Source organism: Nocardioides sp. (assembly GCF_030655615.1).
In the GTDB taxonomy this organism is placed as follows: domain Bacteria; phylum Actinomycetota; class Actinomycetes; order Propionibacteriales; family Nocardioidaceae; genus Nocardioides.
The window spans coordinates 1-23,921 of sequence record NZ_JAURVJ010000062.1 but is presented as its reverse complement, the minus strand read 5'-3'; the positions used below and the strand labels follow the sequence as shown (position 1 = coordinate 23,921).

General features: G+C 73.7%; 14 protein-coding genes. 12 read left to right on the top strand and 2 right to left on the bottom strand.

Annotated elements, in window-relative coordinates:
* From Q7T52_RS05185 to Q7T52_RS05135, 11 genes are all read left to right on the top strand, one after another.
* Nucleotides 1-1,144: DAK2 domain-containing protein (locus Q7T52_RS05185; RefSeq protein WP_304800061.1), on the top strand; the 1,144-nt coding region annotated here is incomplete at its 5' end.
* Nucleotides 1,145-1,159: 15 nt separating this feature from the next.
* Nucleotides 1,160-3,385: an ATP-dependent DNA helicase RecG gene (locus Q7T52_RS05180; protein ID WP_304800059.1), complete on the top strand. Its 2,226-nt coding sequence runs from the start codon at nucleotides 1,160-1,162 to the stop codon at nucleotides 3,383-3,385.
* Nucleotides 3,386-3,545: 160 nt separating this feature from the next.
* Nucleotides 3,546-4,103 (top strand): 16S rRNA (guanine(966)-N(2))-methyltransferase RsmD, encoded by a 558-nt coding sequence (gene rsmD / locus Q7T52_RS05175; protein WP_304800057.1) that lies wholly within the window; start codon nucleotides 3,546-3,548, stop codon nucleotides 4,101-4,103.
* Between the two features lie 19 nt (nucleotides 4,104-4,122).
* Nucleotides 4,123-4,638 (top strand): pantetheine-phosphate adenylyltransferase, encoded by a 516-nt coding sequence (coaD, locus tag Q7T52_RS05170; RefSeq protein ID WP_304800055.1) that lies wholly within the window; start codon nucleotides 4,123-4,125, stop codon nucleotides 4,636-4,638.
* Between the two features lie 100 nt (nucleotides 4,639-4,738).
* A complete protein-coding gene (locus tag Q7T52_RS05165; protein ID WP_304800053.1) occupies nucleotides 4,739-5,281 on the top strand; it encodes a DUF177 domain-containing protein in 543 nt (180 codons plus the stop codon).
* A gap of 9 nt (nucleotides 5,282-5,290) precedes the next feature.
* Nucleotides 5,291-5,476 carry a 50S ribosomal protein L32 gene (gene rpmF / locus Q7T52_RS05160; RefSeq protein ID WP_140010272.1) on the top strand — a complete coding sequence of 62 codons (186 nt, stop codon included), beginning with the start codon at nucleotides 5,291-5,293 and terminating at the stop codon, nucleotides 5,474-5,476.
* 58 nt (nucleotides 5,477-5,534) lie between these two features.
* Nucleotides 5,535-6,242, top strand: a complete 708-nt coding sequence (gene rnc / locus Q7T52_RS05155) for a ribonuclease III (protein ID WP_304800051.1) — start codon at nucleotides 5,535-5,537, stop codon at nucleotides 6,240-6,242.
* 12 nt (nucleotides 6,243-6,254) lie between these two features.
* Entirely contained in the window at nucleotides 6,255-7,142 is an 888-nt protein-coding gene (gene mutM, locus Q7T52_RS05150) for a bifunctional DNA-formamidopyrimidine glycosylase/DNA-(apurinic or apyrimidinic site) lyase (RefSeq protein ID WP_304800049.1), read from the top strand.
* 90 nt (nucleotides 7,143-7,232) lie between these two features.
* Nucleotides 7,233-7,433 carry a hypothetical protein gene (locus Q7T52_RS05145; protein WP_304800047.1) on the top strand — a complete coding sequence of 67 codons (201 nt, stop codon included), beginning with the start codon at nucleotides 7,233-7,235 and terminating at the stop codon, nucleotides 7,431-7,433.
* 31 nt (nucleotides 7,434-7,464) lie between these two features.
* Nucleotides 7,465-8,712: an MFS transporter gene (locus Q7T52_RS05140; RefSeq protein ID WP_304800045.1), complete on the top strand. Its 1,248-nt coding sequence runs from the start codon at nucleotides 7,465-7,467 to the stop codon at nucleotides 8,710-8,712.
* Nucleotides 8,713-8,770: 58 nt separating this feature from the next.
* Entirely contained in the window at nucleotides 8,771-9,598 is an 828-nt protein-coding gene (locus tag Q7T52_RS05135; protein ID WP_304800043.1) for a VOC family protein, read from the top strand.
* Nucleotides 9,599-9,616: 18 nt separating this feature from the next.
* Here Q7T52_RS05135 and Q7T52_RS05130 read toward each other — a convergent pair whose 3' ends face one another.
* Together Q7T52_RS05130 and Q7T52_RS05125 are read right to left on the bottom strand one after the other, a co-directional pair.
* Complete coding sequence (locus Q7T52_RS05130) at nucleotides 9,617-11,827, bottom strand: hypothetical protein (protein WP_304800041.1); 2,211 nt, start codon at nucleotides 11,825-11,827, stop codon at nucleotides 9,617-9,619.
* A 73-nt stretch (nucleotides 11,828-11,900) separates the two neighbouring features.
* Entirely contained in the window at nucleotides 11,901-22,775 is a 10,875-nt protein-coding gene (locus tag Q7T52_RS05125) for a calcium-binding protein (protein WP_304800039.1), read from the bottom strand.
* Between the two features lie 336 nt (nucleotides 22,776-23,111).
* Between Q7T52_RS05125 and Q7T52_RS05120 the strand changes: the two genes are divergently transcribed.
* The coding region (locus Q7T52_RS05120) for a chromosome segregation SMC family protein (RefSeq protein WP_304800037.1) at nucleotides 23,112-23,921 on the top strand (810 nt) is incomplete at its 3' end.

The following is a 23,921-nucleotide window of genomic DNA, read 5'->3' as shown; positions in this document are numbered from 1 at the left end:
CACCGCGGCCGCCGAGGCGGCCCGCGAGGCCCTGGCGCGTACGCCGGAGCAGCTCGAGGTCCTGCGCAACGCGGGGGTCGTCGACGCGGGTGGCCGCGGCGTCAGCGTGATCCTCGACGCCGCCGAGACCGTGCTCACCGGACGCCGCCCCTTCGCGGTGACGCGGCACGCCATCCCGGTGCCCCACCCGGCGGTGCCGGACGGCGACCACGCCCTGGGGCCCGAGGGGCCGTCGTACGAGGTCATGTACCTCCTCGACTCCGACGACGCCGCCGTCCGCACCCTGCGGCAGCGCCTGGCCACCCTGGGCGACTCGCTCGTGGTCGTGGGCGGTGACGGGCTCTGGAACGTCCACGTCCACGTCGACGACGTCGGCGCCGCCATCGAGGCCGGGATCGAGGCGGGCCGGCCCCACCGGGTCCGGGTGACCCACTTCGCCGAGCAGGTCGCCGAGCGGCGCGCCGCGCCGGCCGCCACACGCACCGGCCGTCGGGTCGTGGTCGTCGCCGCCGGTCCCGGTCTCACCACGCTCTTCGAGGACGCCGGCGCGGTCGTCGTCCAGGGCGGTCCGGGCAACCGGCCGTCGACCGGCCAGGTGCTCGACGCGATCACCGGGTCGGGCGCCGCCGAGGTCGTGGTGCTCCCCAACGACCCCGACTCGGTCCGGGTCGCCCGCATCGCCGCGAGCACCGCCGAGGCCGACCACGGGCTGCGGGTGGCCGTCGTACCGACCCAGGCCCAGGTGCAGGGGCTCGCCGCGATGGCCGTCCACGAGCCCGGCCGGAGCTTCGACCAGGACGTGCTCGAGATGACCGCGACCGCCCGCCACGCGCGCCACGGCGCGGTGACCCTGGCGGCCCGCAAGGCGCTCACCATGGCCGGCTGGTGCGAGCCCGGCGACGTGCTCGGCGTGATCGAGGGCGACTTCGTCGTCATCGGCACCGAGGTCCACGACGTCGCGACGGCGATCCTCGGTCGGCTGGTCGACGGTGGTGGCGAGCTCGTCACGCTGGTGACCGGCGCCGGCGCGGGCGACCTCGGCGAACGGGCCGCGGCGTGGCTCGACCACGAGCACCCGACCGTCGACGTCGTCGTCTACGACGGTGGGCAGGAGCGCTACCCGCTGCTGCTGTCGGTGGAGTGAGGCAGGGTTGGTGACGTGATCTCCCTCGACTCGCCCGTGACGGCGGTCCTGGGCGAGTCCAAGAAGGCGAAGAACTTCACCGACGGACTCGGCCTGCGCACCGTCGGCGACCTCCTCCACCACTTCCCGCGCCGCTACCTCGAGACCGGCAGGCTGACCAAGGTCGACGACCTGCAGCCCGGCCAGATGCTCGCCGTCATCGGCGAGATCGAGAAGAGCGACGTCAAGACCCACCAGGACCGCCGTACCGGCAAGATGGCGGCCCGGGTCGAGACCTGGGTCCGCACCGACGGCCCTCGCCTGCAGATCACCTTCTTCGCCCGCCACGTGGGCTCGGCCAAGTGGCGCGCCGACCGGCTCGGCCCGGGCACCAGCGGACTTTTCCTCGGTCAGGCCAAGCTGTTCAACAACCAGTGGCAGCTGACCCACCCCAAGTTCGTGCTCTTCGGCGCCCAGGAGAGCCACGACGACGACATCGCGACCGTCGAGGCGATCGGCGACCTCTACCCGATCTACCCCCTCACCAAGGGCCTCGAGTCGTGGGACGTCGCGCGCGTCGTGACCTTCGCCCGCTCGGTCGTCGACGACCAGCCCGACGTCGTCCCCGAGGCGGTGCGCGAGCGCTACGACGTCGTCGACGCCCAGACCGCGCTGGGCTGGGTGCACGCGCCCGAGGACCACACGCAAGTACGCCGGGCCCATCGCCACTACCGCTTCGAGGAGGCTCTCGTCACCCAGCTGGTGCTCGCCAAGCGCCGTCGCGCGGTCCGAGAGATCGGCGCCCAGGCCCGCGACGGGGGCGACGGGACGCTGCTCAAGGCGTTCGACGAGCGGCTCCCCTTCGAGCTCACGGCCGGCCAGCGCGAGGTGGGGGAGCAGGTCGAGGCCGACCTGGCCCGGCCCCACCCGATGAACCGCCTCCTCCAGGGCGAGGTCGGCTCCGGCAAGACGCTCGTGGCGCTGCGGGCGATGCTGCGGGTGGTCGACTCCGGCGGCCAGGCCGCGCTGCTCGCGCCCACCGAGGTGCTCGCCCAGCAGCACCACCGCTCGATCACCGCCATGCTCGGCGACCTCGCCGGCGGTGCCCTCATGGGCGGTACGACCGTCGAGCTCCTCACCGGCTCGATGACCAAGACCCAGCGCACCGGACCGATGTCGCGGCTCGGCAGCGGCGAGGCCGGCATCGTCATCGGCACCCACGCGCTGCTCGAGGACAAGGTCCAGTTCGCCGACCTCGGCCTCGTCGTCGTCGACGAGCAGCACCGCTTCGGCGTCGAGCAGCGCGCCGCCCTCACCGACAAGGCCGGCTCCCCGCCCCACGTGCTCGTGATGACGGCGACGCCGATCCCGCGCACGGTGGCCATGACCGTCTTCGGCGACCTCGAGGTGTCGACCCTGCGCGAGCTGCCGGCCGGCCGCGCCGAGATCCAGACCAACGTCGTCAACCTCGTCGACCACCCCGGCTGGATCACCCGGGTCTGGGAGCGCGTGCGCGAGGAGGTCGACAAGGGCCACCAGGTCTACGTCGTCTGCCCGCGCATCTCCGGCGACGAGCTCGAGCAGAACCAGACCGACCTGCCCGAGGTCGACGAGGACGGCCAGCTCGTCGTCCCCGCGACCGCCGCGCCGCCGCTGGCTGCCGTCGAGGAGGTCGTCACCGAGCTCGCCGACGGCCACCTCGCCGGGCTCCGGCTCGCGGTCCTCCACGGCCGCCTCGCTCCGGAGGTCAAGGACGCCACGATGCGCGCCTTCGGGGCCGGCCAGGTCGACGTGCTCGTCTCGACCACCGTGATCGAGGTCGGCGTCGACGTACCCAACGCCACCGCGATCGTCCTGCTCGACGCCGACCGGTTCGGTGTCTCCCAGCTCCACCAGCTGCGCGGCCGGGTCGGACGCGGCGGCCTGCCCGGGCTCTGCCTGCTCGTCTCGTCGGCCGAGTGGCTCTCCCCGGCCCGCACCCGCCTCGACGCCGTCGCCGCCACCACCGACGGCTTCGAGCTCAGCCGGGTCGACCTCGAGCAGCGTCGCGAGGGCGACGTGCTCGGCGGCTCCCAGTCCGGACGCCGCTCGACCCTGCAGAACCTCCGTGTCCTCCGTGACGAGCAGACGATCGTCCAGGCCCGCGAGGCCGCGGAGGACCTCCTCGAGACCGACCCCGCCCTCGCCGCCACCCCGCTGCTCGCCGGCGCCGTGGCCGACCTCGAGGCCTCCGCCAACGCCGACTTCATCGAGAAGTCGTGAGGCGGGCCGAGCAGGAATACCCGGTGCACCGGGTATTCCTGCGCTTCCTGGGGGTTGCATTGCCCACGAACTGCCGGAACACCCGGCTCACCGGGTATTCCGCCCACACCGCCAACCCCACCCATCCCACCAGTCCCACGCCGACCAGGCGGGCAGCCCGATGACCCGCATCATCGCCGGCCAGGCCAAGGGCCGCCGGCTCCGGACGCCGCCCGGCGAGCACACCCGCCCCACGACCGACCGGGTGCGGGAGGCGCTGTTCAGCGCCGTCGAGTCGTGGTGCGGCTCGCTGCACGGCCTGCGGTTCCTCGACCTCTACGCCGGCAGCGGCGCGGTCGGGCTCGAGGCGTGGTCGCGCGGGGCCGAGGCCGTGACGTTCGTCGAGTCCGACAAGGCCACCGCGGCTCTCGTGCTGGGCAACGCCCGCGACCTCGGGTTCGCCGGCGCCGACGTCCAGGCGTCGCGTGTCGTCAACGCGCTCGCCGGACCGCCGCGCCGGCCCTACGACATCGTGTTCAGCGACCCGCCCTACCCGCTGCCCGAGACCGACCTGGCCGACGACCTCCGGCGCCTGGCCGACGGGTGGCTGGCCCCCGACGCGCTCGTCGTGCTCGAGCGGTCCCGACGCAGCCCCGAGCCGACGTGGCCGGCGGGCATCGAGGGCGAGCGCAGCAAGCGCTACGGCGAGACGACGCTTTGGTACGGTCACGCCCCGTGACACACCGACCGAGCCGCTCATGAGTCGCGCCGTCTGCCCCGGGTCCTTCGACCCCGTCACCCACGGGCACCTCGACATCATCGGCCGCGCCGCCCGGCTCTTCGACGAGGTCGTCGTGGCCATCGGCGTCAACCCGTCCAAGAGTCGTCTCTTCGGCCCCGAGGAGCGCGTCGCGATGCTCGAGCGGGCGCTGGCCGGGTTCACCAACGTGCGCGTCGAGGGCTTCACCGGGCTGGTCACCGACTTCTGCGTCGAGCACGACGCGCAGGCGATCGTCAAGGGCCTGCGCTCGTCGGGCGACTTCGACTACGAGCTGCCGATGGCCCACATGAACACCGCCCTGACCCGCGTCGAGACCGTCTTCCTGCCGACCGCGACCGGGCAGTCGTTCGTGTCGTCGAGCCTGGTCAAGGAGGTGGCGTCGTTCGGCGGCGACGTCGCGGCCTTCGTCCCCGACTTCGTGCTCGAGGCGCTCACCCGGCGGCTGGCCGAGCGGCAGTCCGCACAGCGGGCCGAGCAGCAGGGCGACGCATGATTTCGCAGGTCAGCGAGCGACCAGTACGCTTCTGGTCTGTTCTGTTGTGCCCGGACCCGGAAGTGATCTCCTGACCAGCCTGGACCCGAGAGCGCCGCTCGTGCTCGACACCCGCGAGCTCGGCCGCCGCCCGGGGTCCCAGCGTGAGGTGACACTGACGGTGCCGGCTCCAGCAGAGCTGGGCATCGACATCCTCTCTGTCCCCGAAGGCTCACCGGTCGAACTCGACCTGCGGCTGGAGGCGGTCATGGAAGGGGTGCTGGTCACGGGAACGGCGCGAGCCGATCTCGACGGCGAGTGCGCACGGTGCCTGGACCCGATCGTCGACGAGCTCGACGTGACGTTCCAGGAGCTGTACGTCTACGACGACCACCACCGCGGCCCTGACCCCCACCCCGAGGTCAGCGAGGACGACGAGGTCAGCATGATGGAGGACGACCTGGTCGACCTCGAACCCCTGCTGCGGGACGCGGTGGTGCTCGCACTACCATTCCAGCCGCTGTGCCAGGACGACTGCCCTGGGCTGTGCACCGAGTGTGGTGCGTCGCTCAAGGAGGACCCCGAGCACACGCACGACGAACCGATCGATCCGAGGTGGGCAGCGCTCACCACGCTCGACACCCAGACCGACCAGAACACCTAGGAGAATCCAGTGGCTGTCCCGAAGCGGAAGATGTCGCGGAGCAACACCCGCCACCGTCGCTCGCAGTGGAAGGCCGTCGCGCCGACCCTGGTCACCTGTGCCAACCCGGCCTGTGACGCCAAGCACCTCCCGCACCGTGCGTGCGGCACGTGCGGTCAGTACGGCGCCCGCACCGCTCGCCGCCAGGTCCTCTGACCCTCGTAGCTGCCCGATCAGCAACTACGGCACGCTGCGCTCGGCGCTCGGGGACCCGGTGCTCGACCCCGAGCTGCTCGAGCGCGCCCTGACCCACCGGTCCTACGCCTACGAGAACGGTGGGCTGCCGACCAACGAGCGGCTCGAGTTCCTCGGCGACTCCGTCCTCGGCGTCGTCGTGACCGAGACGCTCTACACGATGCACCCCGACCTCTCCGAGGGTCGGCTCGCCAAGCTCCGCGCGGCGGTCGTCAACGCCCGGGCGCTGGCCGTCGTCGCGATCCGCATCGGCCTCGGCGACCACGTCAAGCTCGGCCGCGGCGAGGAGACGACCGGCGGCCGGCACAAGGCGTCGATCCTCTCCGACACGGTCGAGGCGGTCATCGGTGCGGTCCACCTCAGCGGCGGCATCACCGTCGCCGCCGACGTGATCCACCTGCTGTTCGACCCGCTCATCGACGAGGCGTCCGCGATGGGCGCCGGCCTCGACTGGAAGACCTCCCTCCAGGAGCTCTCCGCCGAGCACGGTCTCGGCGTGCCCGAGTACGTCATCACCGACGAGGGTCCCGACCACATGAAGACCTTCCACGCCCAGGTCCGCGTCGCCGGCACGCTCTACGGCGACGGCACCGGGCGGTCCAAGAAGGAGGCCGAGCAGGCTGCGGCCGAGACGGCCTACGGCGAGATCGCGGAGTCCGTCGAGGCCGCGACGAGCGTGGTCACCGTGACGGCCGACGCCGCCGCCACCCCCGACCCCGCCGTCTGAGCGGTCCCGACCGTGCCCGAGCTTCCCGAGGTCGAGGTCGTCCGCGCCGGGCTCGAGCGTCACGTCGTGGGCGCGCGGATCGCCCGTGTCGACGTGCTCCATCCCCGCCCCGTACGCCGTGACCCCGGCGGTCCCGAGGGCTTCGCCGCCGCCCTGGCCGGGCGCCGGATCGACGGCGCGCGCCGCCGCGGCAAGTACCTCTGGCTCCCGCTGGACAACGGCGACGCCCTGCTCGGTCACCTCGGGATGAGCGGGCAGATGCTGGTGCAGCCCCAGGAGGCCCCACCTGAGCGGCACCTGCGGGTGCGGCTGGTGCTCGAGGGCGCCGCCGAGGGCCGCAACATCCACTTCGTCGACCAGCGGATGTTCGGCGGCCTGTCGGTCAGCGCCGGCGGCGCGGAGCTGCCGCCCGAGATCGTCCACATCGCCCGCGACCCGCTCGACCCGGCGTTCGACGACGACCTGTTCGTCGCCCGGGTCCGCAAGCGGAGCTCGGGCGTCAAGCGGCTGCTCCTCGACCAGGGGCTGATCTCGGGCGTCGGCAACATCTACGCCGACGAGGCGCTCTGGCGGGCCCGCCTGCACGGCGAGCGACCGGGCGAGCGGCTCACCGGGCCACAGGTCCGCGCCCTGCTCGACCACGCCCGCGAGGTGATGGACGAGGCCCTCGGGCAGGGCGGCACGTCGTTCGACGCGCTCTACGTCAACGTCAACGGCGAGTCGGGCTACTTCGACCGCTCGCTGCACGCCTACGGGCGCCAGGACGAGCCGTGCGACCGGTGCGGCACCCCGATCAGGCGGGTCGCGTTCATGAACCGGTCGTCGTACTTCTGCCCCCGCTGCCAGCCCGTACCCCGTCGTCGTCGCGTCATGCCCCTAGCAGTGATCGCGCCAGATTGACCCCCGCCTTTCGGGGTGGGACGCTGGTAGACGGTCTGGCCGCTCCATGTTCCGCCACGACCTCATCTCTCTCACCGGAAGGCTCTCTTCATGGCCAAGGCGCTGATCGGCTACTTGAACAGCGACCTGCGAGACCCCCGCTCCGACGCCGACAACGCGCGGCTTCGCAAGCGGGTGGCCGAGCTGGAAACCCTCGTCCTCCGTCTCTCGGAGGAGAACGACAGGCTGGTGGCCGCCCGTGCCGCCGAGCTCCTCGACACCGCTCCCATGCCGGAGATGCAGCCTGCCTGACGCCCGGGTCCGCCTGTAGCGTCCTGCTCTCGTGAGCAGACTCGTCGAGGCCGTCGTGCCCCGACGGCTCGGCACGTCCTTCCGGTGGCTCCTCGCCTCCTCCTGGACCTCCAACGTCGGTGACGGCATCGCCCTCGCCGCGGGGCCGCTGCTCGTCGCCTCCGAGACCGACGAGCCGTTCCTGGTGGCGCTCGCCGCGCTGGCGGTCTGGGCTCCGCCGCTGCTCTTCGGGCTCTACGCCGGGGTGCTGACCGACCGGGTCGACCGCCGGCGCATCGTGGTCACCGTCGACCTCGTCCGGGTCGTCGTCCTGGCGGTGCTGACGACGTTCGTCGTCACCGGCGCCGTGTCGATCGCCGTCGTGCTGGTCGCCCTGTTCGCGCTCGGGACCGCGGAGATGTTCGCCGACAACGCCTCGAGCGCGCTGCTGCCGATGGTCGTCGACCGCGACGACCTGGCGGTCGCCAACTCGCGGCTCCAGCTCGGGCTGATCACCATCAACCAGCTCGCGGGACCGCCGGTCGGGGCCGCCCTCTTCGCGGCCGGGTCGGCGTGGCCGTTCGGGGCCCAGGCCGTCATGGTGCTGCTCGGCGCGGTGCTCGTGTCGCGGGTCGTGGCCCCGGCCGTGACGCGCGAGGCCGAGTCGGTCTCGCGCATCAGCCACGACATCGCCGAGGGCTTCCGCTGGGTGTGGCACCACGCCGCCGTCCGCACCCTCGCGCTGACCATCTTCATCTTCAACATCACCTTCGGCGCCGCATGGTCGGTGCTCGTCCTCTACGCCACCCAGCGGCTCGGTCTCGGCGAGGTCGGCTTCGGCCTCGTGACGACGGTCGGCGCCGCCGGCAGCCTGGCCGGCATGGTGTCCTACGGCTGGATCACCCGCCACGTCAGCCTCGGCGACCTGATGCGGATCGGCCTCGTCGTCGAGACGCTCACCCACCTCGGGCTGGCGCTCACCAGGTCGCCCTACGTCGCCCTGCCGATCTTCTTCGTCTTCGGCGCCCACGCGTTCGTCTGGGGCACCACCTCGATCACCGTGCGCCAGCGTGCCGTCCCGACCGGACTGCAGGGCCGGGTCGGCTCGGTCTACCTCGTCAGCGTCTACGGGGGGCTGGTGATCGGGTCCGGCCTGGGCGGGCTGCTCGCCCAGCACGGCGGCATCGCGGCGCCGTTCTGGTTCGCGTTCGTCGGGTCGGCGGTCTTCGTCGTCCTCATCTGGCGCCAGCTCTCCCACGTCGCGCACGCCGACGAGGCGGAGGCCCCGCTCAGCGCGTGAGGCGTACGCCGCGGCGAGGGGCTTCACGTCGACCCGTCGGCTCGGCACCATGGACGCCATGACGGAGGCACGTACCTACCCGCACGGCGTCACGAGCTGGATCGACGTCGCCACCACCGACGTGGACGCCGCGATCGCGTTCTACGGCGGCCTGCTCGGCTGGACCTTCGAGGAGGCCGTCCCGCCGGGCGTACCCGGCCGCTACGTGATCGCCCGCCTCGACGGTCGCGACGCGGCGGCGATCGCCCCGCTCGGTGACGGCGAGACGCCGGCGTGGCGCACCTACGTCGCCGTCGACGACTGCAACGCGACCACCAAGCGCCTCGTGGGGCTGGGCGCCTCGCTCGTCGACCCGCCGGCCGACGCCGGGCCCGGCGGACGGACGTCGACGCTGCGAGACCCCGAGGGCGCGTACCTCCGGCTGTGGCAGGCCCGCGCGCGGCTCGGGGCCCAGGTGAGCAACGAGCCCGGCGCCTGGAACTTCAGCAACCTGAAGTCGCGCGACGTCGCTGCCGCAGGTGCCTGGTACGCCGAGGCGTTCGGCTGGCGGATCGTCGACCAGGGCTGGTCGACGTCCATCCAGGTGCCGGGCTACGGCGACCACCTCGAGGCGACGGTCGACCCCGACATCCGGACGCGCCAGGCCCAGGCGCCGGACGGCTTCGAGGACGTCATCGGCGGCATCCTCGCCGCCGAGGGCGACGACCCGCACTGGCACGTGGTCGTCACCGTGGCCGACCGCGACGAGGCGGCGGCCGAGGTCGAGCGCCTCGGCGGCACGGTGCACGACACGCACGAGACCGACTGGGCGCGCGCCGCGGAGGTCGGTGACCCCCAGGGCGCGCGCCTCACGCTGAGCCAGTTCGCCCCCAAGGACTGGGACTGAGCCGGCGACGACGCGCGGTCAGCGCACCTTCACGCTGTTGGTCGTGTCGGCCACCGTGGTGGCGGTGGAGCGTACGACGGCGAGGTAGGTCGTGGCGCGCTTGCCGTTGCGGTCCTTGACCTTGAACGCGGCCTGGCCGGTCGCGTCGAGGACCCGTGTGCGGACGGCGGTGCGCCGACCGGCGACCACGCGGTAGACCGTGACGCTCGCGCCGGCGGCCTTGCGGGGCGCGGTGACGGTCAGGCGGTCGGGGGTGCGGCCGCCCTTCTTCTCCCCGACGAGCTTGGCCGTGACCGGGGCGCCGAAGACGACGACGTCGCCGAGGCTGCGGGTGCGCACGCCGTCGGTGACCTCGGCGGTGATCCGGGCCTTGCCGAGCCGGGTGCCGACGAACGTGTAGGTCGCCTCGCCCCGGGCGTTGGTGGTCCGGATGGCGCGGGCCTCGCTGCCGCTGCGGTCGGGCCCGAAGCGGAAGAAGCGGACCTGGTAGCCGCGCACCGGGTTGCCCCGCTGATCGAGGACCCGCACGGTCTGGCTGACGGTCGAGCCGACCGCCACCACGTCGGTCGCCGTGGACCGGATCGCGAAGCGGGAGGCGTCGAAGTCGAGCTCGTAGAACGAGGCGGTGGCCGAGCCGGTCACGTCGCTGGTGCCGGCGACGGCGTTGCCGGCCGTGTCGACGTACTCGAACGTCGGGGCGTTCCAGGTCCCGGTCACGTCGATGTCGGCCGTCTCGAACGAGACCACCCAGACGTCGCCGGCGGTGTCGAAGTCGGTGACGGTGGAGTCGTCGCTGTAGTCCCAGTCGTCGAGGTCGCCGGAGTAGGCGAGGTCGACGGTCCGGCCGTCGACCGGGTTGCCGAACTGGTCGAGGCTGCGGACCTCGTAGTAGGTGCGGTCGCCGGCCAGGGCCGGGGCCACCGGGCCCACCTGCTCGTCCGCGGGGGAGAGCACGATGCTGACGCGGCCGTTGAGCGGGTCGGTGGTGTCCCAGTCGGCGGTCGCGGTGCCGGTGAGGTCGCCGGCGGCGTCGGCCACGACCGTGACGGCGGCCGTCACCAGGCCGTCGTCGTCGAAGGCGGCGTCGCGCTCGATCGCGACCCGGTAGTCGAGCCGACCGGCCGCGTTGGTCACGCCGGTGAGGGTCGTGCCGAGGTCGACGAGGTTGCCGCCGGGCTCACCCACGACAGCGGGGAGCTCCTCGCCACCGGTGGTGAAGAAGCCGTGGTCGAGGCTCAGCGTGACGACCTGGCCCTCGACCGGGTCGAGGGCCGTGCCGGAGTCGCCCTGGACCCCTGCCGTGACCGGGTCGACGTCGAAGGTGTCGTCGGGGGCGAAGACGCGAGCCTGGCCGGCCAGGGCCTGACCGGGCTTGCCGCCGCCGAGGGGGACGGCGGCCAGGGAGCTGCCGGTGGGCGGGGTCTCGCTGACCAGGTCGACCGCGAGGGAGGCGCTCGCGACAGCGTCGCCGACACCGGGGGTGACGGCGGTCGCCGCCTGGACCGAGCCGCCGAGCTCGGTGCCCTGGCCGGCCTCGGCCGGGTCGCTGAGGACGGTCTCGAAGGCGCCGGCGTCGTCCGTCGTCACCTGCAGCGAGGTCAGGACGGCGTCGGCGAGCGGGTCGCTGCCCGCGGAGCCGCGGACGAGGGCGAGGTCGAGCAGGCGGTCGGGCAGGCCGGTGCCGTCCTCGAGCTCGAGGGTGCCGGCGACCGGGTGGTCGGCGCCGGCCGCGACGCGCAGCGGGCTCTCGTCGTCGAAGACGATCGCGGCCTCGCCGGCCTTGACGGTCAGCAGCGTCGCCGCGGGGATCGCCCCGGTGGCCGCCGCGTCGGGGCCGAGGCCGGCCACCAGGACGTAGGTGCCCGGTGCCTGCCCGGCCGGGAGCGGTACGACGAACTCACCCGTGACGTCCACGGCCTGGACGGCCTCGCCCGTCGCGGGGACCCGCACCGCGGCGGTCGTCGTGTCGAACGGCGTGACCGTCCAGTGGTAGGTCAGGTCCTGGGCGTCGTCGACGTCGACGCTCCCGGCGACCGAGTCCGTGACCTGCACGGTGACGTCGCCCGCGGCCTGCTCGTCGAGGTCGAAGGCGAGGCCGTCGAGCGAGCTCGCGACCAGCGACAGCTTGCCGGGGGCCGCGGTGGCCGACGAGGTGAGGTACGGCGCGGCGGAGACCGCCAGGGTCGTCGTGAGAGCGAGGGTGAGGCCGCGCTTGGTGCTGTGCTTCATGAGGTCCTTCCAGGAGTTCCAGGGATCGTGATGAGGGGGGTGGGGTCCGGCTCCGAGCGGCCGTGGTCGCGGGTCAGCCGGTCTCGCAGACGAAGCTCCCCTGGTTGGCGTAGGTGGTGAGGCGCTCGGTGGAGGGGATCGCCAGCTCGGCCGACCCGACGGACCCGGTGGCCGCGGCGAGCTGCCGCAGTGCCGAGGTCATCGACGACGAGGACGTCCGGAGCGACTTGCCGAGGCCGTAGCCGGACTGGCAGACCTTGTAGTAGTTGATGGTCGAGCGCCAGTCGACGAGCCGGTCGCCCTGCACGCTGCGGCTGGTGCCCTCGTCGCCCTGGTCGGACTGCATCGCGTCGGCCCCGGAGCCGCCGTAGAGCACGTCGCGGCCGTTGAGCGTCCGGCGGCGCCGGTCGGTGTCCTCGAGCGGGGCGGCGAGCTGCCACAGCTTGGGGTCGCTGGTGCGCCGCTTGATGTCGAGCAGGTCGTTGCCGGCGCCGCCGAAGAGGCGGTCGTGGCCGGTGCCTCCCCACAGGGCGTCGGCGTCGTCGCCGGCGAAGACGACGTCGTCGCCGGCCCCGGCGTTGGTGACGTCCTTGCCCGCGCCGGCGTGGATGGAGTCGAACCCGTCCCCGCCGAGGAGGAGGTCGTCGCCGCCCACGGCCGACTGGCTGAGGGTCACGACCCGCACGAGCGTGCCGCGGGGTCGCACGAGCTCGCCGAAGAACCGGCTGCTGTCGGTGACGGTGCGGTCGACCGCGCCGAGGGCGGCGGCCGGGGTCGGCACGTCGACCCCCTGGTCGCCGACGAGGGCGTCCTCACCGGCACCGCCGTCGAGGACGTCGCCCTGGACGGCCTGGCCGCCGTAGGACTGCTTCGGCCGGGTGCTCCGCGTGTTGTCGAACTGGCCGTAGAGGTCGTCGTCGCCGAGGCCGCCCGACAGCCGGTCGCTGCCGGCCCAGACGCCGGGACCCTCGTCGCCCATGCCCACCCGTCGTACGACGTGGGGCCCGGAGGCGCCGCCCGCGAGGGTGACGCCGGGTCCGTCGCGGGTGATCCGGCCGTTGTCGCCCAGGACCACGTCGCGGGAGGCGCCGCCGTCGATGGCGTCGTTGCCGTCGACGAGCCCGGAGGCCGTCCTGTCGGTCGGCGCGGTGACCGGCGTCAGCAGCCGGTCGACCGTCGTCGTCCCGGTCGAGGCGGTCGTCGCGGTGATGACGGAGCCGAGGTTGGTGGAGCCACCCCCGACGATGTCGTCCTCGCCGTCACCGCCGGTGACCGTGTCGTCGCCGACGTTGCCCTCGAGGTAGTCGTCGTCGGCGCCGCCCGAGGCGGTGTCGCTGCCGGTCTGGCCGAAGACCAGGTCCCGGCCGGCGGCGGCGACGACGGTGTCGCCACCGCCCACCCCGGCGACCGCGCCCCGCGTGGCCGTGACCACGTCGAAGAGCTGGACGGTGCGCAGACGCGTGCCGTCGGCGCGCGGACCGGCGCCCGCGGGCCGGGTGAGGAGGCCGTTGTCACCGAGCACGACGTCGTCGCCGGCGCCCGTGTCGATGCGGTCGGCCCCGTCGAGCAGCCGGACGGCGGTGGCCGAGGGCGCACCCTCGCCGGTCCCGGTCAGCCGGGTGCCGGTGTCGCCCAGGGGACGGCCGTCGGTCGCGGAGGAGCCGCCGAGGACGTCGTCGTCGCCGGCGCCGCTGTCGACGACGTCGTCGCCGGCGCCGCCCTCGAGGTAGTCGTCGGCCGGTCCGGTGGTGACGTCGTCGTCGCCGCCCTGGCCGAACACCCGGTCGGAGGCGCCCGGGGACCCGGACACGGGGACGCCGCCACGGATGGTGTCGTCGCCGCTGGTCAGGGCCGCGGGGGCGGAGGTGGTCGTGCCGACGTCGGCGAGCTGGACGGAGGCGAGGCTGCCGTCGAGGAGCACCGTCGCGTTGTCGCCGAGCAGGAGGTCGGGGGAGACCGGACCCGCCGTCGCGAGGTCGCCCTCGATGACGTCGTCGCCGTCGGGCTGCGTGCGGGCCCGGGTCACGGCGTCGGCGAGGGTGCCGCGGCCGTCGGGGCTCAGGGACGAGCCGCCGATGACGGTGTCGGTGCCGGTGCCGCCCATCAGGGCGTCGCCGCCCTCGTTGCCCTCGACGTGGTCGGTGCCGGGTCCGGCGTCGACGACGTCGTCGCCGCCCTGGCCGAGCAGCCGGTCGTCGTCGGCGCCGCCGGCGATCCGGTCGCCGTCGGACACGTCGAGCGTGCCGGTCTCGTCGGCCCGGGCGACGTGGCGCTCGGACGAGGAGGGGCGGGTGATCCGACCGTTGTCGCCGAGGACGACGTCGGCGCCGGTCCCGGCGTCGACGAGGTCCTGGCCGCGGTCGAGCAGGCCGGCGGAGGACGCGTCGAACGGTCCGCCCAGGTCGTCGGTCAGGCGTGACCCGGTCGTGCCGAGCGGGAGGCCGTCGGCCGTCGACGAGCCGCCGAGGACGTCGTCGTCGCCGGCGCCGCCCGTGAGGGAGTCACCGCCGTCATTGCCCTCGAGGTAGTCGTCGCCGTCCCCGCCGTCGACCGTGTCCCGACCGCCCTGCCCGAAGACGCGGTCGGTCAGGCCGTCGGCACGGATGGTGTCGTCGCCGGAGGTCGTGGCGCCCGGCGCGGAGGTGCGCGTTGCGGCGTCGTACAGGCGCAGGACGTAGGCGGGGCCGACGTGGTCGGCCTGCGTGGCGAGGGCCTCGACCCGCGTCGCCAGGGCGTTGTCGCCGGCCACCAGGTCGGCGCCGTCGCCGCCAGCGCCGTCGGGGCCGCCGTCGCCGTGGATCTCGTCGCCCCGGTCGGGTACGCCGGCGCCACCGGTGCGCGTGACCGTGAAGGTCGTCCGGCGGGTCGGGTCGACCGAGGAGCCGCCGACGACCACGTCGTCGCCGTCGTCGCCGTAGGCGATGTCGGCCCCGGGACCGGCCTCGACGAGGTCGTCGTCCTGGCCGCCGCGCACGAGGTCGTTGCCGGGGGAGCCGAGCACGGTGTCGCAGCCGAAGCCGCCGTAGAGCTCGTCGTAGGCCAGCGGGGTGCCGGGGGAGGCGACGGGGGTGCCCGCGACGCCGTCGTCGGGCAGCAGCGTGAGGTAGCGGGTGGGGGCTCCGGGCCCGCAGGCCAGGGCGCTCGCGCCGAAGACGAGCGGGGACCCGGTGGTGGCGGTGACCGCCGCGGGCGTGGGCCCGGTGGCCGGTGTCGAGCTCCACGGGACCGCCGGGTCGGTCACGGCGTCGACGATCGCCTCGGAGACGGCGATGCCGTTCTCGGCGACGAGCACGTCGTCCTCGCGGCCGCCGAGCAGCACGTCCTGGCCGTCGGCGGCACCCGCGGTGTCGCTGCCGCCGACCAGGTCGTCGGCGCCCTCGTTGCCGCGCAGGCGGTCGTCGCCGTTGCCGCCGAGGAGGTGGTCGTCGCCGGTGCCGCCGACCAGCACGTCCTGGTGCTGGCCACCGAGCAGCACGTCGGTGCCGCCGTCGCCGAGGGCGAGGTCGTTGCCGTCGCCGCCGGCGAGCAGGTCGGTGCCGTCGCCGGCGCCGAGGTAGTCGGAGCCCTTGCCGCCGCGCAGGTCGTCGTTGCCGTCGCCGGTCAGGATGCAGTCGCCGTCGGTGTTGGTCCCGGTGCCGAGCATCGAGGGCAGGTCGATCACGCCGGTGTCGTCGTCGTCGTCAGAGGCGGTGCCGTCACGGTCGAGGTCGACCCGGCCACCGATGACGACGACGTCGCCGCCGAGCAGGCCGTCGAACGACGCACTCGAGCCGGGGGTCCCGATCGTGCCGTCGACCACGTCGAGCCCGGCCATCCGGCCGGTGTCGGCGGTCAGGCCGCTGCCGCCGCCTCCGCCGAAGAGGTCGCCGTCGAGGTCGACGAGACCGCGGACCACGCGGGTGGTCGCGTTGCAGGCCACCAGGCGCTCGGCGACCGGGGGAGCGGCGCCGCCGGTGTCGGCGGTGTCGCGGCCCTCGCCGAACGCTGCGTCGTCGCCGACGCCGCCGACCAGCTGGTCGGACCCGTCCCCGCCGGCGAGCACGTCGTCGCCCTCGCCGCCGTCGAGGAAGTCCTGGCCGGAGCCGGTCCCGGTGCCGCCGAGCGAGCCGTCGAGCACCCGCGTCCCGCCGCGCACCAGGGTGACGTCGTCGCCGAAGATCACGTCGTCGCCGGGGCCGCCGTCGGAACGGTCGTTGCCCGCGCCGCCCCGGATGACGTCGTCGTTCTCGTCGTCGCCCTCGGCGCCGTCGCCGGAGATCTGGTCGTCGCCGGCCAGGCCGCAGATCTCGTCGGGGCCGGAGCCGCCGTCGAGCGTGTCGGGTCCGTTGCCGCCGACCACGACGTCCTTCTCGGCGCCACCGGTCACGAAGTCGGTGCTGCTGGAACCCGACTCGAGGGTCCCGGAGACGCAGAGGTTGTCGAGCCGGCTGTCCGAGGGGACGTTGGCGGTGAGCACCGGGACCGTCTCGGTGGTGAGCACGGCGTCGTCGTCGGAGCTCGCGCCCTCGACGAGGACGTCGACCGTGCGCTGGCCGGTGCCGAAGAGCGAGCCCATGGTCACGGTGGGGCCGGTGAGCGAGGAGGACTCGCCGCCGACCACCACGTCGGAGCCGTCGCCGCCGTCGACCGTGTCAGCACCCGAGCCGCCGACGAGCACGTCGCCGCTGTCGAACCCGAGCCGCACCTGCTCGCTGACGACGTCGTCGGCCGAGCCGCGCGGGCGGACCAGCAGCGAGCGGACGTCGCGGCCGGAGCCGCCGACCAGGCTGTCGTTGCCACCCTCGCCGTCGACGCGGTCGGCGCCGGGGCCGCCCTCGAGGCGGTCGTTGTTGGCACCGCCCCTGATGTCGTCACGACCGGCGCCGCCGCCGACGACGTCGTTGCCGGCGCCGCCCGTCGCGGAGTCGTCACCGAGGCCGGTGTCGATGTTGTCGGCGTCGAGGCCGCCGTCGATGCCGCTGTCGTCACCGTCGCCGGTGACGAGCTGGTCGTCGCCCGGTCCGCCGGTGAGGGAGGTGATCCGGGTGTCGAAGGGGGTGGTGACCAGGGCGCCGTCGGCGGCGAAGTCCTCGCCGGCGAGGAAGGAGATCTGGTCGTCCGCCTGGCCGCCGTCGGCCTGGAACGTCGGGCGGGACGAGGTGGTGAAGGTCGAGGCGACCTCGGTCGAGGTCGTCAGGCCGGACTCGTAGATCGTGACCGCCCAGCTCGTCGCGCTGTTGCGCTTGACGTCGACGTTCTGCACGCGGCCGAAGCCGGAGACCTCGTAGGTCGTCAGACCGCCGCCCTGGTCGAACTGGCGGACCTCGTACTCGTCGGCCAGGTCGGCGTCGTTGACCGCTCCCGACCCGGGTAGTCGGTTGGGGCTCTCGGGCCCGCTGTTGAGCAACAGGCCGGTCCCGGCCGAGTTGCGCACCACGAGGCTCGGCACCAGGTCGGGACAGCCATAGCTGAACAGCTCGTAGGGGCCCAGCCGCAGCAGGTCGAACTCGTACTCGAGCGAGGTGAGCAGCAGCTCGATCTCGACGAAGACGGAGATGTAGGCCTCGATCTCGGCGCTCGCGTCGAAGATGCAGCCCGCGTCGCCGGCGAAGATGTCGCGGATCTCGGCGGTGCGCAGCCGTCCGTCGTCGTCGGGGTCGTTGAGGTCGAGGTTGATCGTCAGGGTGATGCCGCCCTTGAGGCCGGCGGTCACGATGCCGACGCTGACGCCGGCGCCGGCCTCGAGGGTGGTGACGACCTTGACCTCGGGCACGTCGACGCCCTCGGCGTCGAGGTCGTCGATGTAGAAGCCCTCGCGGATGACGTCGCCGCCGTCGAAGTCCTTGGTGTAGGTCTCGAGCAGCGCACCGACGGCACCGGGCTTGACCGCCTGGGCGGCCAGGGTCTGGGCGTAGGAGTCGAAGCCCATGGCGAGGCGGCCCTCGACGGAGATCGAGCCACCCACGAACGGCACGATCGGCACGGGGCCGGCCATGATCGGGCCGAACTTCTGCGTGTAGGCCACCGAGGCCGACAGGGTGCCGAGGTCGAGCCGGAAGTAGGACGCCTCGCCCTCGCCGGTGAGCACGTCGAGCAGCTGGTCGGGGTCGGTGAGGAACGGCAGCGAGAAGCCCGGGAGCTGCCCGGTGATCTCGCGCGTCTTGGTGGCGACCTTGGTCTTGGTGTTGCGCTTGCCGAGGCGGTTGTCGGCCGTGGTCTGGCCGGGCGCACCGGGCTTGGCCTGCTCGTCGGCGAGCGCGTCGTCGTCGGGGCAGGGCTGCGGCTTGGTCTTGGTGGTCGCCGTGGTCGGCGTACCGCCGGGGGTGGTGGGGGCGGTCGTCCTCGACGTGCTCACCGTCTGGGTGCACTTCTCGTAGAGCGACACGTCGGACGGGTCGAGGCTCAGGACGGCACCGGCCTCGGCGAGGTCCTCGAGCCCGACGTCGCCGTCGGCGAGCACGGAGAGCCCGTGGATCATGTCGGTGACGCCGCCGACGAGGCCGATGACGCGGTGGGCCAGCTCGAGCTGGGGCTTCTCGGTGGCGGCCGAGAGCGTCTCGAGCAGGCTGAGCAGCGACACCTCGTCGCCGCCGGCCAGCTCGGACAGGTCGGAGATGACCGGGATCGGCGAGCGCAGCACGTCGACCACGTCGCGGATCGGCGCCAGGTAGGGGTCGACGACCTGGAACGGCGTCGCGATCGCGGCGACCACGTCGCCGACGTCGAGCTTGACGTCGTTGTAGGTCACCTCGTCGGTGAAGCCGTCGGCCGCGCTCCACGGGATGTCGATGTAGCCCGACATCCCGAAGACGCCCTTGTCCTGGGCGAGGGTGTCGAAGCCGAGGCTGAGGCCCTCCTCGTCGGCGCCCGTGAAGCTGGGCTTGGCGGTCAGCGCGCCGTCGTAGAGGTCGAACAGGTCGTAGGTCGCCGCGGTCGGCTTGATCGCGATCGTGGTCTCGACGGACCCGTCGCGGCCGGCGCCGTCCACCGACAGGTGGGCGGGCAGGTAGCCGACGATCGCGTCGATGCCGCCGTCGGGGATGGACGCGGCGACGTCGAGCTCGAGGGCGTCGTTGCTGCCGACGACGACCTGCGGCCCGACGCCGCGCTTGAGCTGCAGGGTGATCGGGAGGGTCCAGCTCGTCGTGGTGTCGATGTCGATGTTCGAGCGGACCTCGAGGCCGGCCAGGCCGGTCTCGAAGGGGGTCTTGCCGGCCTTCTCGACCCCGGTCAGCTTGGTGCTGATGGTGACGGTGTCCCAGCCGGTGGCGCCGTCGGTGGTGCAGACGGGCGCGGTGGTGCCGTCGGTGGGTGGCGCGGGACAGGCCGTGCAGGCGCCGTTGGTGCCGCCGCACGTCACGGTGACGGTGACGTCGGACGGGGCGATGTCCTCGAGGCCCTCGGTGCCGTCGACGGCGCGGTCGACGGCGTCGTCCAGCACCGCCTTGAGGTCGGTGGCCTTGGTGACACCGGTCACGGCGGGCTGGGTGAGCTCGGTGCGCAACGAGGAGGTGAGCGCGGTGAGGATGTCGGGGACGCCGGCGCCGGCGTCGAGGTCGGTGCCGATCAGCGGTGCCGAGACGGGGGTGCCGGTGGCGGGGTCGAGGTTGCGCGGCGCGGCGCCGTCGGTGGCGGAGCCGAGCGCGTCGGCCAGCCCGTCGAGGCCCTCGGCCAGGAACCGGACCTGCATCGCGTCGCGCGCGGGCTGCGCCGCACCGGCACCGCCCGAGGAGGTGGTGGCGTCGGCGGCGTAGTCGATGACGTCGCCGGTGCCGACGGCGAGCTTGGCCACGGCGGCCCGTCCGGTGGTGCGGGCGTTGCTGCGGCGGGTCTCGAGCCGTCCGGTGCCGTCGCCGGCGACGACGTAGTCGGTGAGCACGCGGACGCCGAGGTCGGCCGAGGTGCCCGCGGCCAGGACGCCGAGCGCGCTCACGCCCGCCTGGAGCGGGTGTCCGGCGAGCTGGGCGCCGGTGCGGGTGACCCGGGCGGTCGAGTAGCTGGCGGTGGCGTCGGCGAGGGCGTGACGCGCGGTGGTGCGGTCGACGCTGATGGCGAGCGTCGTGGTGGAGGTGACGTCGACCGGGACGCTCGCCGGGCCCGCGGCGGTCGAACCGCTCGCGACCTGGCCGCGACCCGGGCGGCCGGTGGCGCCGGCGTCGTCGAGGCGGAGCGGTGCGCTCAGCCGGGTGCCGGTGGGTGCGTGCGCCACGAGCCGCACGCCGAGGCGCTGGGTCCCGAGGTCGAACGCGAGCGACGGGTCGTAGCCGCCCGCGGAGCCGAGCCGGACCAGCCCGCCGACGGCGGCGCTGAGCTCCTGGGCGCTCGAGACGGGGGTGGCGGAGGTGCCCTGCTCGTCCTCGGTCGCGGCCTGGTCCATCGCGGCGATGCCCTGGCGCAGCGCCTCGCGCTCGACGGCGAGCTGCGACGGGGTGAGGTCGACGAGCGGCAGCGTCGAGGAGTACTGGTCGAACGGCACTGCCGGGCTCTCGGTGACGTTGTCGCCGGTGAGCCGGTCGAAGTCGGCGAGGGAGCTCGCGAGGCCCTCGATGACGGAGTCGCGGAGGGCGAACGCGTCGCCGAGCACGATGACCTGGACCGCCTGGCCGTCGGCCCAGGGGGTCCGGCCGTTGGGCGCGAGGTCGTCGCAGGTCAGGGTGTCGGCGTCGAGGATCGTGACGTTCTGGCAGGCGACGCCCTCGGACTGCAGGTGCCGGGCGACCTCGACGGGTGCGGCGCCGGCGCCGGTCGGGGGCGCGACGTTGAGGGCGGCGTACAGCGTGGTGCCCGCGGGCAGCGACGTCACGTCGACCCGGACGACGTCGGCAGCGGTGCGCGAGCCCGGCTTCACCCGGGCCGTGCCGCCGAGGAACGCGGCGGGGACCGGGTCGAAGACGCGGAGCCGGGCGTAGCCGTCGCCGAGGGTGACCGACGGCAGCCCGGCGGCGTTCCAGGACACCGAGGCCGAGCCCTGGGCGCCGCCCGGGGTGCCGGTGGCGAAGGTGGTGCCCGAGAGCGCCTGCTCGGTGGCGGTGAAGCCGATCGAGGCGGTCACCTGCGAGGTCAGGGTGAGCTGGTCGGGGTCGAGCGCGCCGTCCTCGGTCAGCAGGTCGGAGATCGGCAGCGGGTCGGTGGCCTCGGTGCCGTCGGCCGTGACGCGGGCGAGCTCGACGGCCGGGCCGGACCCGGCCTTGCCGAGGCCGAGACCCGTGAGGTCGGCCTTGACCCCGAGGAACCCGATCCGGGCCGGCAGACCGGTCACCCCACGCGGCGGGGTGGCCGAGAGACCGTCGACCTGCAGCAGCGAGCGGTCCTTCGGCAGCAGGTAGGTCTGGCGGCCGGCGCCCTCGGCGGGCGTGCCGGTCTGGATGCCGAACCCGACGTCGAAGGAGGCGCCCGTCGCGCGGGCCTGGGCCAGGTCCGGGTTGTCCGGGTCGGCCGACTTGAGGCCGGTGAGGCCGACGAGCGCACCGAGCGTGCTGGCGTTGCCGAGCTCGAGCGTCTGGTCGCGCGACGCCTGGGTGATCCCGACGGCGACGTCGAGCCGGCCGGCGGTGAGCGAGGCTGAGGCGTCGGAGCCGTCGAGCTCCTCGATGCGGCTCACCACGTCCTGCACGGTCTGCGGCATCGACCGGGCGACGAGCTGCTGGCCGCCGGCGGTGAAGGACACCTGGAGGTCGGGCTCGCCGTCGGAGCCGGACACCTCGACGACGTCGCTCGGCGTCTCGCCGAGCGCGCCGGTGGGGGAGGAGACGATCGTGCCGCCGTCGTTGAGCGACCAGGAGACGCCGGTCAGCCCGCCGAGGCCCTGGGCCGTGGTGGCCTGGCAGTAGACGGTGTCGCCGGGGGCGGCCACGCCGGTGGGCGGGTTGCCGGGGGACACGCCGCAGACCACCTGGGCGGACGCGGCGGTCGAGAGCAGCTCCAGCAGCCGGTCGCCGGGGGAGAACAGGTCGGAGGTGCCGCCCCCGAGGTGGGGGAACGGCACGTCGGCAGCGTCCTGGAGGGCCAGCACGGTGCCGGTGTACTGCGCGAGCGAGGTGAGGCCGTCGGCCATCGAGAGCCCGGTCGCCTGGGTGAGGGTCGCGCCGTAGGTGCGCGTCGCGTCCTCGGCGGTCGGCCACACGTCGCCGTCGGGGGTGCTGTCGCCGGTGACGGCGAGCGTGCCCGAGCGCTCGGCCGCCGTACCGCCGGCGAGAGAGTCGGGGAGCTTGACGTCGAGGGCCACGTCGAGGTCGTCGTCGCCGGTCGTCACGCGGAACAGGTCGGGGAGCGTGGAGAAGCGGAGGTCCTCGAGGGTCAGCACGCCACGGCCGTCGGGGTCGCGCATGGTGATCTGCTGGTCGCGGTGGACCCGGTAGTGGCCGCCGGTGACGTCGAGGGCGGTGAAGCCCTGGCGGGCCGAGAAGGGCGCGAGGTCGTCGGTGTCGATGTCGACGCTGAGGTCGAGGACGGGCTGGCTGACCAGCGCGACGCGCAGCAGCGGGTCGGTCTCGGCCGGGTCGACGGCGACGACGAACGGCGAGTCCTCGTCGGTGGTCAGGGCGACGGTCGCCTTGCCGGCCCCGTCGTTGCTGCCGAAGCGGAGGTCGCCGTCGTCGTGCACCAGCGCGAGGTCGGTGGTCACGGTGCGGTCGTAGGTGAACGCGATCGTCTCGTCGTCGGCGTCGTCGACCAGCGAGATGCCCTCGACCGCGTCGAGCGCGGTCTCGAGGTCGGTGCCCAGGAGCGCCTGCTGGAGGCTGCCGGCCAGGCTCTTGTCGAGACCGAGGACGTCGGCCAGCGCCGTCGTGGTGAACGGCAGGGGCGTCGACAGCTCGGGCGTCTGGCCGACGGCCGAGATCGCGCTGGTCAGCGCGATCACGCCGATCCGTCGGGCGGACGCGTCGTCGTCGGGTGCCGCGGCCGCGGCGCCGGCCGCCGCCGGGGCGAGGACCTGACCACCCCCGACGACCAGGGCTCCCGTCGCCACTGCGACGACCAACCGACGTGCGCGACCGATGCTGCTGCCCACCAGAGTCTCCCAACCCCTACGCCGACGCGCGGCGCGCACGGGCTGCGACAGATCTACCTCGCTGGATGTGGCAGCCGCGGGGAAATCGCCCATTCGTTGCCGTCGCGTTAACGATCGGGCCGGGAGGACTAGCCCACCGGGGCGCTCCGACGGGCGCCGCTGCCGGAAACGGTCGGTCGCCACGGGTAGGGTGAGGCCCGCTGAGCTTCCCCCGCGTCAGTAACCAGTCGACGTACCCACACCCGATCAACAGTCGACCCACAAGTCGACCAACCCGGTGACGGAGCCCCGCGCGTGTACCTCAAGAGCCTGACCCTCAAGGGCTTCAAGTCCTTCGCGTCGGCGACCACGCTGCAGCTCGAGCCGGGCATCACCTGCATCGTCGGGCCCAACGGGTCCGGCAAGTCCAACGTCGTCGACGCGCTCGCCTGGGTGATGGGCGAGGCCAGCGCCAAGTCGCTGCGCGGTGGCAAGATGGACGACGTCATCTTCGCCGGCACCTCCGGCCGCCCGCCCCTGGGCCGCGCCGAGGTCGTGCTGACCATCGACAACTCCGACGGCGCGCTGCCGATCGAGTACGCCGAGGTCACCATCAGCCGCACGATGTTCCGCAGTGGCGGGTCCGACTACGCGATCAACGGCACCAGCTGCCGCCTGCTCGACGTCCAGGAGCTGCTCAGCGACTCCGGCATCGGCCGCGAGATGCACGTCATCGTCGGCCAGGGCCAGCTCGACACGATCCTGCACGCGACGCCCGAGGACCGGCGGGGCTTCATCGAGGAGGCGGCCGGCGTCCTCAAGCACCGCAAGCGCAAGGAGAAGGCGCTCCGCAAGCTCGACGCCACCGACGGCAACCTGACCCGGCTCAGCGACCTGCTCCACGAGCTGCGCCGCCAGCTCAAGCCGCTCGGTCGCCAGGCCGAGGTCGCCCGCCGTGCGGCGGGCGTGCAGGCCGACGCCCGCGACGCCCGGGCACGGCTGCTCGCCGACGACCTCGTCACCGCCCGCACGGCGCTGCAGCAGGAGATGGCCGACGAGTCGATCCTGCTCGAGCGCCGCCAGCAGGTCGAGGCCGCGCTGGCGACGGCCCGCCAGCAGGAGGCC